This window comes from Streptomyces sp. Isolate_45 (assembly GCF_024721315.2).
Lineage (GTDB): Bacteria > Actinomycetota > Actinomycetes > Streptomycetales > Streptomycetaceae > Streptomyces.
In genome coordinates this window covers 1-16,841 of sequence record NZ_JANFAK020000166.1, presented here as the reverse complement: position 1 = coordinate 16,841, position 16,841 = coordinate 1, and the positions used below count along the sequence as shown (strand labels likewise).

The 16,841-nt window shown below is 73.0% G+C and carries 9 protein-coding genes; 8 read left to right on the top strand and 1 reads right to left on the bottom strand.

The features are described from left to right. The first annotated feature begins 83 nt into the window (after positions 1 to 83). Positions 84 to 7,205: a non-ribosomal peptide synthetase gene (locus NOD94_RS34070; protein WP_281210066.1), complete on the top strand. Its 7,122-nt coding sequence runs from the start codon at positions 84 to 86 to the stop codon at positions 7,203 to 7,205. A 98-nt stretch (positions 7,206 to 7,303) separates the two neighbouring features. Here NOD94_RS34070 and fabD read toward each other — a convergent pair whose 3' ends face one another. After that, positions 7,304 to 8,257, bottom strand: coding sequence for an ACP S-malonyltransferase (gene fabD / locus NOD94_RS34065; RefSeq protein ID WP_281210065.1), 954 nt, complete (start codon positions 8,255 to 8,257; stop codon positions 7,304 to 7,306). A gap of 170 nt (positions 8,258 to 8,427) precedes the next feature. Between fabD and NOD94_RS34060 the strand changes: the two genes are divergently transcribed. From NOD94_RS34060 to NOD94_RS34030, 7 genes are read left to right on the top strand one after another with little or no spacing between them, the layout of a single operon-like run. Then, entirely contained in the window at positions 8,428 to 9,156 is a 729-nt protein-coding gene (locus NOD94_RS34060; protein ID WP_281210064.1) for an alpha/beta fold hydrolase, read from the top strand. Beyond that, positions 9,147 to 10,544, top strand: a complete 1,398-nt coding sequence (locus tag NOD94_RS34055; RefSeq protein ID WP_281210063.1) for an MATE family efflux transporter — start codon at positions 9,147 to 9,149, stop codon at positions 10,542 to 10,544. Before NOD94_RS34060 ends, NOD94_RS34055 begins: the two co-directional genes overlap by 10 nt. Next, the gene (locus NOD94_RS34050) at positions 10,541 to 10,807 is read left to right on the top strand and encodes an acyl carrier protein (RefSeq protein ID WP_281210062.1); all 267 of its coding nucleotides are present in this window, start codon (positions 10,541 to 10,543) and stop codon (positions 10,805 to 10,807) included. Before NOD94_RS34055 ends, NOD94_RS34050 begins: the two co-directional genes overlap by 4 nt. Further along, positions 10,804 to 11,136: an acyl carrier protein gene (locus NOD94_RS34045; RefSeq protein WP_281210061.1), complete on the top strand. Its 333-nt coding sequence runs from the start codon at positions 10,804 to 10,806 to the stop codon at positions 11,134 to 11,136. Before NOD94_RS34050 ends, NOD94_RS34045 begins: the two co-directional genes overlap by 4 nt. Next, positions 11,129 to 12,757 carry an amino acid adenylation domain-containing protein gene (locus tag NOD94_RS34040; protein ID WP_281210060.1) on the top strand — a complete coding sequence of 543 codons (1,629 nt, stop codon included), beginning with the start codon at positions 11,129 to 11,131 and terminating at the stop codon, positions 12,755 to 12,757. The genes NOD94_RS34045 and NOD94_RS34040 overlap by 8 nt, the downstream gene beginning before the upstream one ends. Further along, entirely contained in the window at positions 12,754 to 15,669 is a 2,916-nt protein-coding gene (locus NOD94_RS34035; RefSeq protein WP_281210059.1) for an amino acid adenylation domain-containing protein, read from the top strand. The genes NOD94_RS34040 and NOD94_RS34035 overlap by 4 nt, the downstream gene beginning before the upstream one ends. Before the next feature lie 59 nt (positions 15,670 to 15,728). Next, positions 15,729 to 16,586: a phytanoyl-CoA dioxygenase family protein gene (locus NOD94_RS34030; RefSeq protein WP_281210058.1), complete on the top strand. Its 858-nt coding sequence runs from the start codon at positions 15,729 to 15,731 to the stop codon at positions 16,584 to 16,586. Positions 16,587 to 16,841: the final 255 nt, after the last annotated feature.

Genomic DNA, 16,841 nt, shown 5'->3' with positions numbered 1-16,841 from the left:
CGCCGCGAGCGCGCCGGCTGACCCGCGCACTGCCGGCCGCCCCACCCCGCCCCCCCACCCGCTGATCAGATGGAGACCGCGAAATGACCGAAGGCGCCGAGCTGTCCGACGACGTGCCGGCCATCGCCATCACCGGCCTGGCCTGCCGCTTCCCGGGCGCCGAGTCGGCCGAGGAGTTCTGGGACCTCCTGCGCGACGGCATCGACCCCCGCGAGCAGGTGCCGGAGGAGGACCTGCGCCGGGCGGGCCGCGCCTGGGCGCTGTCCGACCCCTCGTACGTCGCGGTGCGCAAGACCTTCGCCGACCCCTCGATGTTCGACGCCGACTACTTCGGGATGTCCCCGGCGGAGGCCGCCGTCACCGACCCGCAACAGCGGTTCCTGCTGGAGGCCGCCGTGCACGCCCTGGAGGACGCCGGGCTCGTCCCGGAGTCGTTCCCGGGCCGCATCGGCGTCTACCTCGGCGTCAACATCTCCGACTACCTCCTTCAGAACGTGCTGCCGCACCCCGAGGCCATCGAGCCGCTCGGCTTCCACCGGGTCCTGATGGGCAACGACCGCGGGTACACGGCCACGCAGCTGTCCCACCGCCTCGGACTCACCGGCCCCAGCCTCGCCGTGGATTGCGCGTGCTCCTCAAGCCTCGCCGCGGTGCACCACGCCTGCCGGGCGCTGATGGACTACGAGACGGACGCGGTACTCGTCGGCGGCGCCGCGATCAACCCGACGGACGTCGGCTACGCGCCCGTCGAGGGAGGCATCTCCTCCTCCGACGGCCGCTGCCGCCCCTTCTCGGCCGACGCCGGCGGGACGGTGTTCTCCAGCGGCGTCGGCATGGTGGTGCTCCGCCGGCTCGACGAGGCGCTGGCGGACGGCGACCGCGTCCTCGCCGTCATCCGCGGCGGCGGACTCAACAACGACGGAGCCCGCAAGAGCGGATACACCGCGCCCAGTCTGCGGGGACAGGCCGAACTCATCGCCGAGGTGCACGAGGTCGCGGGGATCACGGCGGACCGGATCTCCTACGTCGAGGCGCACGCCACCGGCACTCCGCTCGGCGACCCCATCGAGGTCGGCGCGCTCACCGAGGCGTTCCGGCGGACCACGGACGCCGTGGGCCACTGCGCCATCGGCTCGGTGAAGTCCAACATCGGCCACCTCGACTCGGCGTCCGGCATCGCCGGCCTGATCAAGGTGGTGCTCTCGCTGCTCCACCGCCAGTTGCCCGCCACGCTCGGCTGCGAACGCCTCAACCCGCACATCGACTTCGAAACCTCGCCCTTCCGGGTCAACACGGGGTTGCGGCCGTGGACGGGGCCGCGCCCCCTGCTCGCCGGCGTCAGCTCGCTCGGCGTGGGCGGTACCAACGTCCACCTGCTGGTCGAGGAGGCACCGGAACCCACCGCGCCCGCGGTCGGGCAACCGGCCGCCGAGCCCCGGCACCTGCTGCCCCTCTCCGCCCGGTCCACCGCCGCGCTGGACGCCCTGGAGGAAGCTGTACGGTCCCGGGTCGCGGCGAGCACGCCGGACGACGCGCGGAACGTCGCCACCACCTTGACCGTCCGCCGCAGCCCGCGGTCCCTGCGCCGCGGCCTCCTCTGGCGCGAGGACGGTGATCCGGTGCTGCTGGACGCCCGGCTCCCGAACCCGGCACTGGCCGGCCGGGCACCGGCGTTCACCCTGACCGACGACCTGCTGCCGAGCGGGGCCGCGTCCTCGCTGATGGAGAGCAGGCCCGCCTTCGCCGAGCACGTGCGCCGGCTGACCGCGAACTGCGCGCTCCCACCGGCCGCGGACACCGACCCGCTGGCCCACCTGCGGCGAACGGCCCCCGGGGCCGCTGCCACGGTGACGGCGCTCGCCTGCACCGCACTGTGGGCCGAGTACGGGGTACGTCCCGGCGCCGTCATCGCCACCATCGGGAACCGGCCTGCGGCCGCCGTGATCAGCGGCGTGGTGGCCGACGCGGACGCGCCCGGCATCGTGGCGGCATTGGTCCGGGGAGTCGACGCCGCCGAGGCCCTGACCGCGGTGGCACTGTGTCCCGCGACGATCCCCTGGTACGACACCGACGGGGCCGAACTGTGCCCGGCGGGCAGGACGCCCGAAGCGACCGTGGCCTTCGGCGACGCCCCCGCGCCTCCCGGGCGGCGCACGCTGCCACCGCGGGTTCCGGCGCTCCTGAACCCCGTACCGGTCACCGAACCGGCGCCGTCCCTGCCGGCGGTGTTCCCCGAGGCGATCACACTCACGGTCGCCAAGGACGTACGGCCGGGCGCCGAAGCCCTGGCGGCGACCCTGGGACAGGCCTGGGCGGCGGGGCTGGTCGAGGACACGGAGCGACTCGTGCCCGCCGACACCCCCCACCGCTTCACGCAGGTGCCCCGCTACCCGTTCCAGCGCGGGCGGTACTGGCTGGAGGCGCGTCCCGCCGCCGCGGGGGCCGAGCCTCCCGCCGCCCCCGGCGCTGAGAGCGGCGACGACCTCGGGGAGACGGCTCGGCGGTTCTTCGCCCAGGCGACGGGTCTGAGCGACATCGACCCGGCGGACGACCTGTTCTCCCTCGGCGGTGACTCGCTGCTCGCCACCCGCATCGTGGCGCAGGCGCGGCAGCACTGGGGGAGGAGCATCCCGCTCGGCTCCTTCATGGAGGAACCCACCCCCGCAGGGCTGGCGAGGCTCGCCGCCACGGCGGAACCGACGACGACCGGCGCCGGCGCCTTCCCGGCCGGTGCGGCACCCGCGGCCCCGGCCGAGCACACCGGACCGGCACCGGCCACCTCCATCCAGGAGGCGTTCCTCTTCCTCAGCGAGTTCGAGGGAGCTGCCGAGGCGTACAACGTGCCCGTACTCGCCGACCTGCGCGGCCCGGTGGACCGCGGCGCGCTCCGGAACGCACTGGCCGATCTCGTCGCCCGCCACGAAAGCCTGCGAACGGTGTTCCGCACCACCGGCGGTGCCCCCTTCCAAGTGGTCGACGAGCAGGCACAGGTGGACGTCCCGGAAGACGACGTGGCCGACGACGGCGCCCTGCGCGAGGCGATCGCCGAGCTGATGGACTCCACCATCCCCACCGACCGCGCCCCTCTGTGCGCCGTCCGGCTGTTCCGCATGGGCTCCGACCGCACCGTCCTGGCCCTCGCCCTGCACCACCTCGTCGCCGACGCGACGTCCATCGGGATCCTCCTGCACGACCTGTACGCCTTCTACCGGGGCCGCACCGGTGACGGCGCGCCCGACCTGCCGGCCATCGCGACACTCGCGGCCCGGCACGCACGGGACGAAGCCCACTGGCTCACCACCGCGGACGCGGACCGGCAGCGCGCCTTCTGGCGTCGCGAGCTGGCCGACCTGCCCGCACCCCTGGAACTGCCGGGCGACCGTCCGCGCGGTGCCCGGCGCAGCTACCGGGGCGACAAGCTCACCTTCACCCTGCCCCCGCAGACGGCGCGGTCCGTGCACACCCTTGCCTCCGAGGAGTCCACGACACCGTTCGTCGTGGTCCTCACCGCGTTCTCCGTGCTGCTGGCCTCGATCTCCGACCAGCAGGACCTCGTGATCGGCTGCCCGGTGTCCGGCCGGCACCGTCCCGAGACCCGCGACCTCATCGGCAACTTCGTCAACACGCTTCCGATCCGGAGCACCATCTCGGCCGGCCGGTCGTTCCGTTCCCTGCTGCGGGAGACGGCCCGACGCGTCACCGGCGCCATGGACCACCAGGAACTGCCGTACGAGGTCATGGCGCGGGACGTCGTCCGCGCACCGGACGGCCGCGGCGAGACCACCCCCGTCTTCCAGGCGCTGTTCAACCTGCTGCACCCGGGAAGCATGACCGCGCCCCCGCCGGCGGGGGTCGACGTCAGGCCGCTGCCCTTCGACCGCTCCACCAGCCCCTACGAACTGTCCCTTGACTGGTGGACCGAGGACGGCACCATCGGCGGCCGCTTCATCTACGACACCGACCGCTTCACCCGACGGACGGTCGACGCGTGGCGGGAGTCGTTCGCCTTCCTGCTCGAAGCCCTCACCCGCACGCCCGACGCCGCCGTCGACGCCGTCCCCGCCGAGCCGCCGGCCCGGGCCGGGCGCACGGCGGCCGCGCTCACCGGGCCCCGGGTTCCGGTACCGGACCTGCCCGTGCACGCGATCTTCCTCGAACAGGCCGCACGCCACCCCGGGAGGGAGGCGGTGAGCGACGGCCGGCACAAGCTCACCTACCGCGAGCTGGCACACCTGTCCGCGGGCATCGCCGACCTCGTGACCTCGAACGGGATAGGCATCGGCGAGCCGGTCGGCATCGCCCTGCCCCGCGACGCCCGGACGGTCGTCGCCCTGCTGGGCGTGCTGCGTGCCGGCGCCACCCCGGTGCCCTTCGACCAGAGCCACCCGCGACCCCGGCTCGCCGCCATCGCCGAGCACTGCCGTACCCGACTGGTGCTGTGCGACACCCTGGAGGGGGCGGATTTCGTCCCCGGGGGAGTGCGCAGGATCGTCCTCCCGGACGTGTCCGCGATACCGGGGCGAGACGGCTCCGCCCCCGGCGACAGGGTCGCCCCGTCGGTCGGCGCCTACCTCACCTACACCAGCGGCACCACGGGAAAGCCCAAGGGCATCCACTTCCCCCACGGTGCGCTGGCCAACCTGATCCACTGGGAGACCGACGGGTACAGCAGGGCGATGGACTGGCTCCAGTTCGCCTCCTTCGGCTTCGACGCGGCCTTCCACGAGACGTTCGCCGCCCTGTGCTCCGGCGGATCGCTCCACATCGCCGACGAGGAGACCCGGCACGACCACGACGCGCTCGCCGAGTTCGTCCGGCGCCACCAGGTGCAGAAGGCGATCCTGCCGGTATCGCTGGCACACGCCCTCGCCACGCGATTCGAACGGGACCCCGCTCCCTTCGCGTCCCTGCGGGAGATGGCCACCACGGGGGAGCAACTCCGGCTCAGCGCATCGGTCCTGGCGTTCTTCGAGAAGCTGGACGGCTGCCGGCTGATCAACAACTACGGTCCCGCGGAGACCCACGTCGTCACCTCCTACACCTTCTCGGGCCCGCCGGCCGACTGGCCCCGGTATGCGCCGGTCGGCCGCCCGATCCAGAACGTCACGCTGGCACTGGAGAGTTCCGACGGACTGCGGGCCGTGCCCTGGGGATCCGTCGGCGAACTGGTCATCGGCGGACCGTGCGTGGCCACCGGCTACCTGGACGACCCCGGCCTGACCGAGGCGCGGTTCACCGTGTCCGCCGACGGGCAGCGGCAGTACCGCAGCGGGGACCGGGCGCGTCTGCTGGCGGCGGGCGACGTGGAGTTCCTCGGCCGTCGCGACCAGCAGGTCAAGATCCGCGGCTACCGCGTGGAACCGGGCGAGATCGAGGTGGTGATCCGCGAGGACGTCGACATCGCGGACGTGGCGCTGGTCGTGCGCGGCACCAAGGGCGACCGGAGCATCGACGCCTACCTGGTCCCCGTGCCCGGGGCCGAGGCGATCGGCCCGCGAACGCGCGGGCGCCTGGCCGGCCTCCTGCCCCCGGCGCTGGTCCCCTCCACCTTCACGGTCGTGGACCGGCTGCCGGTCAACGCCAACGGAAAGGTGGACCACGCCCTGCTCCCGCCCCCCGGTACGGCCGCTCCCCAGGCCGACCCGCGGGATCCGGGGCCGACGCAGGCACCGCCCCACGGGCGCAGCATCGAGCACGACCTGCTGGAGCGGGTACTGGAGGCGTTCCGAGCGGTGCTGGACCAGCCGGGACTCGGACCCGACGACGACTTCTTCCACGCCGGAGGACATTCCCTGCTTGCCACCCGGCTGGTGCACCGGGTGCGCGAGGACCTCGACGTGCGGCTGTCCATCTCCGACTTCTACGAGTGCGGCACCGCCCGGGAGGTCGCCGGCCTGGTGGCGGGGCGCCGAAGGCTCGGGGCCGCGCATCCCGACGAGGAACTGCCGCCCGCCGCCCCCACGGTCGCCCTGCCGCCGGGCCTGGCCGCACTGGCCGACCGTCCGGGGCCGGACCGGCAGAAGACCGCCGTGTACGACACCGGTCGGCAACTGGACCCGGAACGGTTGCGGGACGCCGTCGCCGCGCTGCTGGAGCAGCAGCCGGCCCTGCGCCTGCGCGTCACGCCGTCACACCGTGCCGAGCCCGCGGACGCGGACGCGGTCGCGGACGCCGTGGTACGGCGCCGCCGGCCGGACGACGTCCCCTCCGAGCGGCTGGTGGACTGGCTGTACGAGCGCGGCCAGGCCGAGCCGATCGACCCGCGCACCGGTCCGCTCGTCCGCGTGTCCACCGTCGACGGGCCCGACGGCGCCGGCCTGCTCGCCGTGACCGTGCACCTGTTGGCGCTCGACGGCCGGGGGCTCGACAACCTGTGCCGCGTGCTGGACGAGGCCTACCACCGACCGGCGGCACCGCGCGCGCCGGACGACGGGTTCCTGCGCTATCTGGCATGGCGCAACACCCTGCCGGGCGGCAACCGGCGAACGGAGGCCGTTGACCTGTGGCGGCGTTTGCTCGCCCCCGCATCCGCGGTCCCGCGGCGCGCCCCGGGGCCGGTCCGGGATCCCGGCCGCCGGTCATGGGCGCCGGACGCGATCCTGCAGACGGCGCTACGGGCGCGCTGCGCGCAGCGGCGGACCACCCCGTTCGTACTGCACCTGACCGCCGTGGCGGTGGCCCTCGGCCGGATGGGCGGGGTGGACGTGGTCTGCCCGGCGCTCCCGCTCGACGGACGCTTCCAGCGGCGGCTCGACGGATCGGTGGGCGCGTTCGCCAACATCGTGCCGATGCCCTTGGTGGTGCCGGGCGACCGACCGCTCGGCCGGATCCTGGAGGACGCGCGGTCGGCCATCGACCAGGTGTTGTCGGTGAGCGCGGTGCCGTACGCGGACCTCGCGGCCGAGCACCCCGATCTCGCGGCCTTCGGCGACCTGGACGTCGTGTTCAACTACGCGCGGGACGACGAGCCGCTGCGGTTCGGGACCGGGACCCTGCGCGAGGTGGGCCCGGACCCGCTGGCCGCCGGACGGCGCCTGCACCTGACGGTCGTGGACAGCCAGAGCTCCTTCCGGGCCCTGCTGCGCCACGACGCGGCGACCGACGACGACCGGCTGCTCGCCCTGTACCGGCAGGCCCTGCACGGCCTCGTCCTCGAACCGGAGGCGACCGCCGACTCGCTCCAACCGAAGCGAGCGGGCTCATGACCGCCGCCCGGGACCGCGCCGGTACCGCGTACCGTGCCACGCGCCGGCCGCGCCGGCCGCAGTGGGCGCCCCGCTGCGGGGCGCCCACCGGGAGCCCGTTACACCAGGACGCCGCTCAGCTTCTCCACCGCGCGGTCGATCTGGCGGCCGGTTCCCGCGGGCATCGCGGGAACGGCCGGATGCACGGAGCGGCTGAGGTTGCTCAGTACGCGTCCCGGTCCGGCCTCGACGAACGCGGTCACCTCCTCGCGGCCGAGCAGGCCCAGTGTTTCGTGCCAGCGCACCGGTGCGGCGAGCTGACGCGCCAGCAGGGCGCGGGCTTCCTGTCCCGAATGCACGTAGGAGGCCGTCGCGTTGGCCACCACGGGGACGTTCGGAGTGCGGAAGGCGGTGGCCGCGAGGTGCTCGCCGAACTCGGCCGCGACATCCGCCATCAAGGAGCAGTGGAAGGGGGCGCCGACGCTGAGCTCCTTCACGTGGCTCGCGCCTTCTTCGAGCGCCTGCCGCGAGACCTCGGCCACCGCGTCGGCGTCGCCGGACACGACCGTCTGCAGGGCGGAGTTGTAGTTGGCAACCTCGACGACCCGTTGCCGGGAGCCGACGACCTCCTCGCACAGCTCTCGGACCCGCTCCGCGGGCAGTCCGATGACGGCCGCCATGCGCCCGGGGGTACGCCGGTTCACCTCGGCCATGAGCAGCCCGCGTCGGCGGACCAACTTGAGGCCGTCGACCCAGTCGAGCACCCCGGCGAACGCCAGCGCCGTGTACTCCCCGAGGCTGTGCCCGGCCACCACCGACGGGCGGACCCCCTTCTCGCGCAGCACGGCCGCCGCCACCAGGCTGACGACGTAGACGGCCGGCTGCGTCACGGACGTGTCGCGCAGCTCCTCGGCGTCGCCTTCGAAGCACAGGCGGCTCAGCGGTATGCCCAGTACCTCGTTCGCGGTGTCGAAGTACGGGCGCGCCAGCTCGGGATGCCGCTCCAGGAGCTCGGAACCCATTCCGGGAACCTGCGAACCCTGTCCCGGAAATACAAAGGCAAGTCGACTCACGGCAGTCTCCTGTTCAAGGGAAAATGATGCATAAATCGCGCTTTGACGGAAGGGTACATTACCGGCCCTCCGGCGCCGATACAAAGCCCCCCACGGCTTTTCTGAGGGATTTGAGAAGCGGTCCACGTGCGGCCGGCGATGCGGACCGTGAGGAATTCACACTCGTCCTCGTGCACCATGCCGGTGGTTCCGCCGTGAGCTTCCTGCCGTTGCGCTCGTTCCTCCCGGACCACTGGCGGCTGCTCGCGCTCGAACTCCCCGGCCGTGGTGCGGCGTCCGCCGTCCCCGCCCCCGCCGACGTCGCGGAGACGGTCTCGCTCCTACTGCCGGCCCTGATCGAACAACTGGCCGGCCCTTATGCCCTGTTCGGCCACAGTATGGGAGCCCTGATCGCCTACGAGCTCGCGCGGGAACTGGAGCGGCTCGGCGTGCCGCCCGTCCTGCTGGGCGTCTCGGCGAGCCCGGCCCCACACCTGCGGGCAGTACGCGAGGAACTCCGCGACCTGCGGACGCGGGAGGACCTCGCCGGCTTCCTCCGGGACCTCGGGGGAACCCCACCCCAAGCATTCGAGGAACCCGAACTCATGGAGTACCTGACCCGCGTCCTGCGCCTGGACCTCGACCTCCTGAAGAATTACACGGCAGACCCCTCGGGAATCCTCGGTATTCCGCTCGCCGTGTATTACGGGGAGAGCGACCCGCTGGCGGGACATGATCTCGTGTCACCCTGGTCCGAATATTCATCGGAGCCCACCCGATTCCACTCGTGGCCCGGTGGTCATTTCTACCTTTTCGACCGGCCCCGGGAATTCGGAGCCCAGTGGGCGCGGGACGTCCACGCGGCGACACGGCGTGCGGCAGGGCATCCGCACGCGCGGCGGGGAGCGTCATGCGCCTGATCCCGCGGACCGCTCCGGCTTCCGGTACCGGGGATCGCGGCCTGGTCGCACGCACCATCACGGCCGCCCTGCCGCTCTACCTGACCATGGTCGCTTCGTCCGTGGCCGGCCTGGTGGACACCGCTGTGCTCGGCCGGCACGCCACCGCCACACTGGCCGCGTTCGCCCTCACGATGGCCGTCCACACCCCGGCCACCGCCACCGTCGCCGGTGCCATGCGAGGGCTGATGCCCTTCGTGGCCGCCCACGACGACGACCCCGACGCTCTCGTGCCGGTGGTGCGGAACGGCATCTGGCTCGGCATCGCCACCGGACTGCTGGGCGCCGCGGCCGTCTGCGCGGTGCCGCTCATCGGCCTGGCCTCCGGCGTCCCGCAGGAGACCCTGTCGGCGCTCGGCCCGCTTCCCGCCCTGCTGGCGGCGAGTGTCCTGGTGGCCGCTGTCGGCAACTCGGCGACATCCACCCTGGTGGGCCTCGGCCGCTCCAAACTCGTGATGCGGGCCGGGACGGCCGGCACCGCCGCAGCCGTGCTGTTGTCCCTGACGCTGGTGAACGGGGTCGGCCCGTTCGGCGGGCTGGGGCTACCCGGCGCGGGAGTCGCCATGCTGGTGTCCAGCCTGATCAGCGCGGTGGTCGCGCACTGGGGACTCCGCCGGTCCACGCTGCTGGCCGGTCATCCCCTCGGCCTCGGCCGCCCGCACCCACGCGCCGTGCTCGAACTGGCCGGCGTGGGCCTCCCGCTCGCCGCCACCGTACTCATCAAGTTCGCCGTCCTCGGCGTCCTCGCCATCGCCGCCGCCAGGGTGGGCACCGTCGACGCGGCCGCACACAGCATCGCCGTGTCCCTGGTCGGCCTCATGTTCACGGCCGCCGTGGCCATCGGCCAGGCCACCATCCCGCTGATGGCTCCCCACCTGAAGACCGGGAACGTCCGGGGGCTGCGCGCCGGCGTACGCGCCGGGGCCAAGACGGCCCTCGGCGCGGTGGTCCTCCTGGGATGCGTCCTGGCTCTGCTGCGGGAACCGGTGATCTCCCTCTTCACCCACGATCCCGCCGCTCGGCACCAGGTGCTGGCCCTGCTGCCCCTGGTGCTCCTGGTGGTGCTCACGGACGCGCTGCAGGCGGTGTTCGGCTTCGGGCTCATCGCGATCAGGAACACGGTGCCCAGCCTGATCGCCTTCGCCACCTGCTACGGCCTGCTGGCCCTGGCCGCCGTACCCCTCGCCGCCCTGGGCGGCCTGAACGCCCTGTGGCTCGCCCTGCTCGCCGCCAACGTCCTGCTCGTCGTCGGGCAGGTCGGCTTCTTCCACCAGCGCAGCGGCAGGCTCGCCACTTCCGAGCCCGGCCCCGTCGGACCTGAAACGCACAAGGAGAACACACACCCATGACAAATCCGCAGAACACCGTGCCCGCGACGCAGGCCGAATTCGAAGCCGTGGTCCGGGAGGCCTGGGCGGAGACGCTCGGCCACACCGAGTTCGCCGACGACGAGGCGTTCCTGTCCCTCGACGGAGCCAACTCCCTCACCGCGGTGAGGGTGATGGTCGGGCTCGGCGGCCGCCTCGGCGCCCGCCTGCAGGCCCGCCTCATCATGCGGCACCCCACCGTCCAGGACCTGGCCGCCGCGATCCGGGAACAGGTGAACCCGTGAGCGCCCCGATACGCCCCGACGCACCCGCGGGCACCCTGCCGCCCCGCAGGCGCAGGGAAGAGATGTGCGAGATCGACTACCGGGAACCGGACGGGGAGCTCGCCGCCACCGTGGCCGCGGTCGTCGCCGAGGTGCTCGGCGTCGACCGGGTCGGACTGGACGACAGCTTCTACGACTTCGGCGGCACCTCCCTGCAGGCCATCAGCCTGTGCGTCCGTCTGGAGAAGGCCACCGGGCTTGCCGTGGAGCCGGTCGACGTCCTGGAGCACGACGTCCTGGCCGATCTGGTCCTGCTGCTCTCCCGCGCACCGGAGGGCAGCCGTGGCTGAACCTCCCCTCGACCCGTCGCTGGTCCACCACGCGGTGGCCCGGCACGCGCGGGCCACCCCGGAAGCCGTCGCCCTGGTCCACCGGGACACGCGCGTCGACTACGCGACCCTGGACGCGGCGGCCGGCCGGTACGCGGCCGAGCTCGCCGAGCACGGCGTGGGCCCGGGCAGCGTCGTGCCGTTGCTGCTGCCGCGCTCACCGCGCCTGGTCGCCGCGCAACTGGCCGTCCTGCGGCTCGGCGCCGCCTACACCAGCCTGGACGGCCGATGGCCGACCGCCAGACTGCGGCAGGTGGCCGCCACGCTGGGCGACCCGACCACCCTGGTGGCCGAGGGCGCCGTCCCCTTGGACCACCCGCACGTGGTCTGGACACCGGGGGAGGACCTGCACCGCACCGCCCGGCAAGGCACACCCGGGGCGCCCGCGCGACGGCCCTCACCGGCGGATCCCGCCGCGGTGATCTTCACGTCCGGCACGACGGGCAGGCCGAAGGGCGTCGTGCTGCCGCACCGGGCCATCACCCGCATCTTCCGGGACGGAGGGCCGCCCGGATTCGGCCGGGGCAACGTCATGCCGCAAGCGGCACCCCCCTGGTGGGACATGTACGCCTACGAACTCTTCGGACAGCTCATGACCGGAGGCACCTCGGTCCTGACGGACGGCGACCACCTGCTGCCCCAGACGCTCCGACGCATGATCGCAGGACAGGGCGCCACCACACTGCGGCTGACCACGACCCTGTTCCACCTCTTCGTGGACGAGGACCCCGACTGCTTCACCGGACTGCGACACGTCTACGCGGGCGGCGAACGCATGTCACCCGCCCACGCCGCGGCGTTCCTTTCCCGACACCCAGGCACCGCACTGTTCAACGGCTACGGCCCGGCCGAGAGCTGCATGCACGCCACGTCCCGCGCGGTCCGGCCCGAGGACTGCGACCGCGCGGACGGGATCCCGCTGGGAACCCCGGTTCCCCACACGGAGGTGATCGTCCTCGACCCCCACGGACGACCGTGCCCGCCCGGTCTGACGGGCGAGATCCACGTGGCGGGGGAGGGGCTGGCCCTCGGATACCTCGACGAACCCGAGGCGACCGCAAGCGCCTTCGTCCCCGTCGAACTACCCGGGGCAACCGTGCGCGCCTACCGCACGGGCGACTTCGGCCACCTCGACGGGACGGGCACCCTGCACTTCCGGGGGCGCACGGACAGGCAGCTGAAGATCCGCGGCCACCGCGTCGAGGCCGCGGAGATCGAAACCACCGCCGCGTCCGTGGCCGGTGTGCGCTCCGCGGTGGCGGTGCCGCTGCGTGCCGCGGACGGCACCCCCACGGGGATCGCCCTCTTCTACACCTGCGCCGACGACGGCTCCCACCGGCCCGCCGGAGAACCAGGCGAGGGCCACGACCCCCTCCACCTGCACGAGCATCTGACGGCCGTGCTCCCGGACTACCTCGTCCCCGCGGTCACGTCCGCCCTGGAAGCCCTGCCCCTCACCCCGAACGGAAAGCTGGACCGCGCCGCGCTGGAGAGCACGGCCTCACGCCGGCGACGCCGCCGGCCCGCACGGCGGCCGGCCCACCGAGCACCGGTCCCTCCCATCGAACGGAGCACATCATGACCACCCCGGCCGACAGCGGCACCACCGGAAGCCGCGCCGGATCGGCCCACCGGCTGACCCGGGAGCAAGAGGCGATATGGATCAACGACGCGCTCGCCGAAGACCGTTCCTGCTACACCGTGCTGTGGGCGCACCGGCTGCGCGGCGAAGTCGACCCGGACGCGGCCGAAGGCGCGCTCGACGACGTCATCCACCGGCACGAGTCCCTGCGCAGCCGCTTCCTGATGGAGGACGGGAACCCGGTCCAGCGCGTCGAGGAGCGGTCCTGCCGTCCCCTTGTCCGCGCGGACTGCCCCGAGTCCGAACTCGCCGAACGGCTCGCGGCACTGGCGGCGGAGCCGCTCGATCCGGCCGGCGGGCCGCTGCGGCCCACGCTGTTACGACTCTCCGACGACGACTGGGTCCTGGCCGTCCTGATCCACCACCTGGTCGTCGACGACTGGTCACTGTCCCTCCTGAACCGGGAGTTCGGCCGGCACTACCGGACCCGAGCCCGACCGGACACCACGCCCGCCCCTTCCGCCACGCCCCCGCCGCCCCCGCAGCTCGGCCCGCACGCGGACACCCGGCGCGCGACCCCCCTCGACGAGGGCGACCTGCGCCACTGGGCCGCACGCCTGGCGAACGCGCCGGAGATCTGCACGGTCCCTCCCGACCGGCCCCGCCCCGCGGAGCGGGGCACCGACGGGGCGCGCATCGCCTTCCGCCTCGACGAACAACTCACCGACGCCGTAAGCCGCCTCGCCCGAGCCACCCGCACGACGCCGTTCACGATATTCACGGCCGCCGTCACCGCCCTGCTGCACCGCCACGGCGCCGGCGACGACATCGTCGTCGGAACACCCGTCTCCCGTCGCGGGAACGCGGACCTCGATTCCATCGTCGGCTGCCTGAGCGACCTCATGCCCCTGCGGACCCACGTGGACGGCGAAGCGTCCTTCCGCGACCTCGTCCGTTCGGTCCGGTCCGAGGCCCTCGGCATGCTCCGGCACCGCGACGTCCCCTTCGGCGAACTGGTCAGGCGCACCGTCACGGCCGAACAGCTGAACAGGTTCCCCTTGTTCCAGGTCGTCGTCCAGGTCAACGACGCACCGGAACCAGGCCTGGAACTGCCGGGTGTCACCGCCGAACGACTGCACGTACACCCGGGCACGGCCAAGTTCGACCTCTGCTTCGACCTCGCGGCCGAGCAGGGCTCCTACCGCGGGTTCCTCGACTACGCCACGGACCTCTACGACCCGGCCACCGCCCGCCGGATCGCCGACCGGTTCCGCACGCTGCTGGCCGCCGCCGTCACCGACCCCGACCTGCCGATCGCCGAGACGCCCCTGCTCACCGGGGAGGAGACCGCCCTGGTGACCCGGACCTGGGCCCGGGCATCGGATCCCGCAGATCCCCCACCACCGGTCCACGTGGCGTTCGAGGCCCAACGCCGGCGCACGCCCGCCGCACCCGCCGCCGTCTGGCACGACCGGCAGCTGACGTACGAGGAACTGGGCGCCGCCGCCGACCGGCTCGCCCACCGACTGATCCGCGGCGGCGCGACCGGCCGGCCCGTGGGGATCCTCATGGACCGGAGCCTGGACATGACCGTCGCGGTCCTCGCCGTACTGAAGTCGGGCTCCCCGTACGTGCCGTTGGACCCGGCCTACCCGGCCGAACGCCTCGCCTACATGATCGAGGACAGCGGCCTGCACACCCTGCTCACCCAGCCGTCCCTGCGCGACCGGTGCGCCCTCCCTCCGTCCGTGCACGTGCTCCAGCCGGACCGGTGGGCGGAGGAGGACACACCCACCGCCGCGGGGAGGAGCCTGCCGGAGACCGGCCCGGACGACCTGGCCTACCTCATGTACACCTCCGGCTCCACCGGACAGCCCAAGGGCGTGGCGATGCCGCACGGCCCCGTCGCCGGTCTCGTGCGGTGGCAGTGCCACGACTCGGCAGCCGGCCCCGGCGACCGGACCCTCCAGTTCTCGGCTCTGAGCTTCGACGCCTCGTTCCTCGAGTTCTTCAGCACGTGGTCCACCGGCGGCACCCTGGTCCTCATCGACGCCGAGCAACGCACGGACTACGACGCGCTGCTGGAGGTCATCGAGAAGCAGCGCGTGATGCGCATCTTCCTACCCTTCGTGGCCCTGCAGAGCATCGCCTTCTACGCCACCGCGATGGACCTGCCCGCCCCGGCGCTGCGCGAGTGCGTAACCGCCGGCGAGCAACTGCACGTGACTCCGGCCATCCGCGCGTTCTTCGGCCGGCTCGACGACGCGGTCCTCTTCAACCAGTACGGGCCCACGGAGACGCACAGCGTGAGCTCGCTGCGCCTCGACGGCGACCCGGCCGACTGGCCCCTCATGCCCACCATCGGCCATCCGATCAACGGTGCCGAGGTGTACGTCCTGGACGGCCGGCTGCGTCCCCAGCCGGCCGGAGTGGTCGGCGAACTGTGTGTCGCAGGGCCACCGGTATCCCAGGGGTACTGGGGGCGCGACGACCTGACGGCGCAGAAGTTCGTCCCGCATCCCCTGGACGGCGCGGGCAGCCTGTACCGCACCGGCGACATGGCGCGGTACCTGCCGAACGGCCAGATCGAGTTCCTGGGCCGTCGCGACGGCATGGTCAAGATTCGCGGCTACCGCGTCGAACTCGGCGAGGTCGAGGCCGCGATCCGCTCGGTCGAGGGCATTGCCGACGTCGTCGTGACCGCCCGGTCGTCGGAAGTGGGCGACACCCGGCTCGTCGCCCACTACCGGCCCGGCACCGACCCCGCCCCGTCGGCGGCGACCCTGCGGAAGCAGCTGGCCGACCTCCTGCCCGAGTACATGCTCCCGTCGGCGTACCGGCCGACGGACGACGAGTTTCCGCGCACACCGAGCGGAAAGGTCGACCGGCTCGCCCTGGCGGCACTCCGATAGCCGATCGACCCCCACCCCACCCCGACACCGGTCGGAACCCCATCCGAAAGAGGTGACGTATGTCCACTGCCACCGAGCCCGAGGTCAAGGACCTCAAGGGCGCCTACGACCCCGCAGGCTGGTGCGAACTCCCCTACCGCTTCACGGACCAGGCGGTGAGGCTCATGAAGGATGCCGTGGCCGCGATCAGTCGTGAACGCAGGCCCGAGGTGGTGTACGAGAAGGACTCCGAGACCGTCCGCGCCATCCACGGATGCCACGCATTCGACGACTTGTGCGCCGCGCTGGTCCGCCACCCGCGACTGGTCGCCCTGGCCGAGGCACTGACGGGCAAGCCGGTCTACGTCTACCAGTTCAAGGTCAACCTCAAACAGGCCCACGAGGGGGCGGCCTGGCCGTGGCACCAGGACTACGCCTTCTGGAGCGAGGAGGACGGCATGCCGAGCCCCAACGCGGTCAACATCGCCGTCCCCCTCGATGACATCCACGAGGACAACGGACCTCTCGTGGTGATCCCGGGCTCCCACCGCATGGGCCTCTTCGACCTGCCCGAGAAGAGCGCCGGCGACGGCTCCACCTGGCGACGGCACGTCTCGGCGGACCTCGCCTACACGGTGCGCGAGCAGCGGGCCGACGACCTGGCCCGAGAGCACGGACGCGTACGGATCATGGGCCCGGCCGGTACGGTCCACGCCTTCCACCCGAGCATCGTGCACTCCTCCTCGAACAACCTGTCGCCGGATCGCCGCGCGCTCCTGCTGATCACGTACAACGCCGTCGACAACGCACCCCCGAACCCCACTAGGCCAGAGTTCCTCGTGGCCCGGGACTCCACGCCGGTCACCCCGGTCACCGACGACCGGCTCACCCTGGAGCCCCGGTCCCTGGTACGGGGGCGGCCGGAAGACGCGAAGTGACCGGGCGGACCGCCCGGCCGCAGCGGGCCCGGACCGTGCCGGCCCTGTTCGGCAGGGCCCGACGGTTACCCGGTGCCGTGTCCGACGGCGTGTGCTGTCCGGTCTGCATCGCCCTACTGGCACGGGGCATCGCCGGCCCGGGGCACACCTGGGGGCGAACCCCTGACGAGGGCTGATCACCCTGTCGGGGGGGGGGGGGGGGGGGGGGGGGGGGGGGGGGGGGGGGGGGGGGGGGGGGGGGGGGGGGGGGGGGGG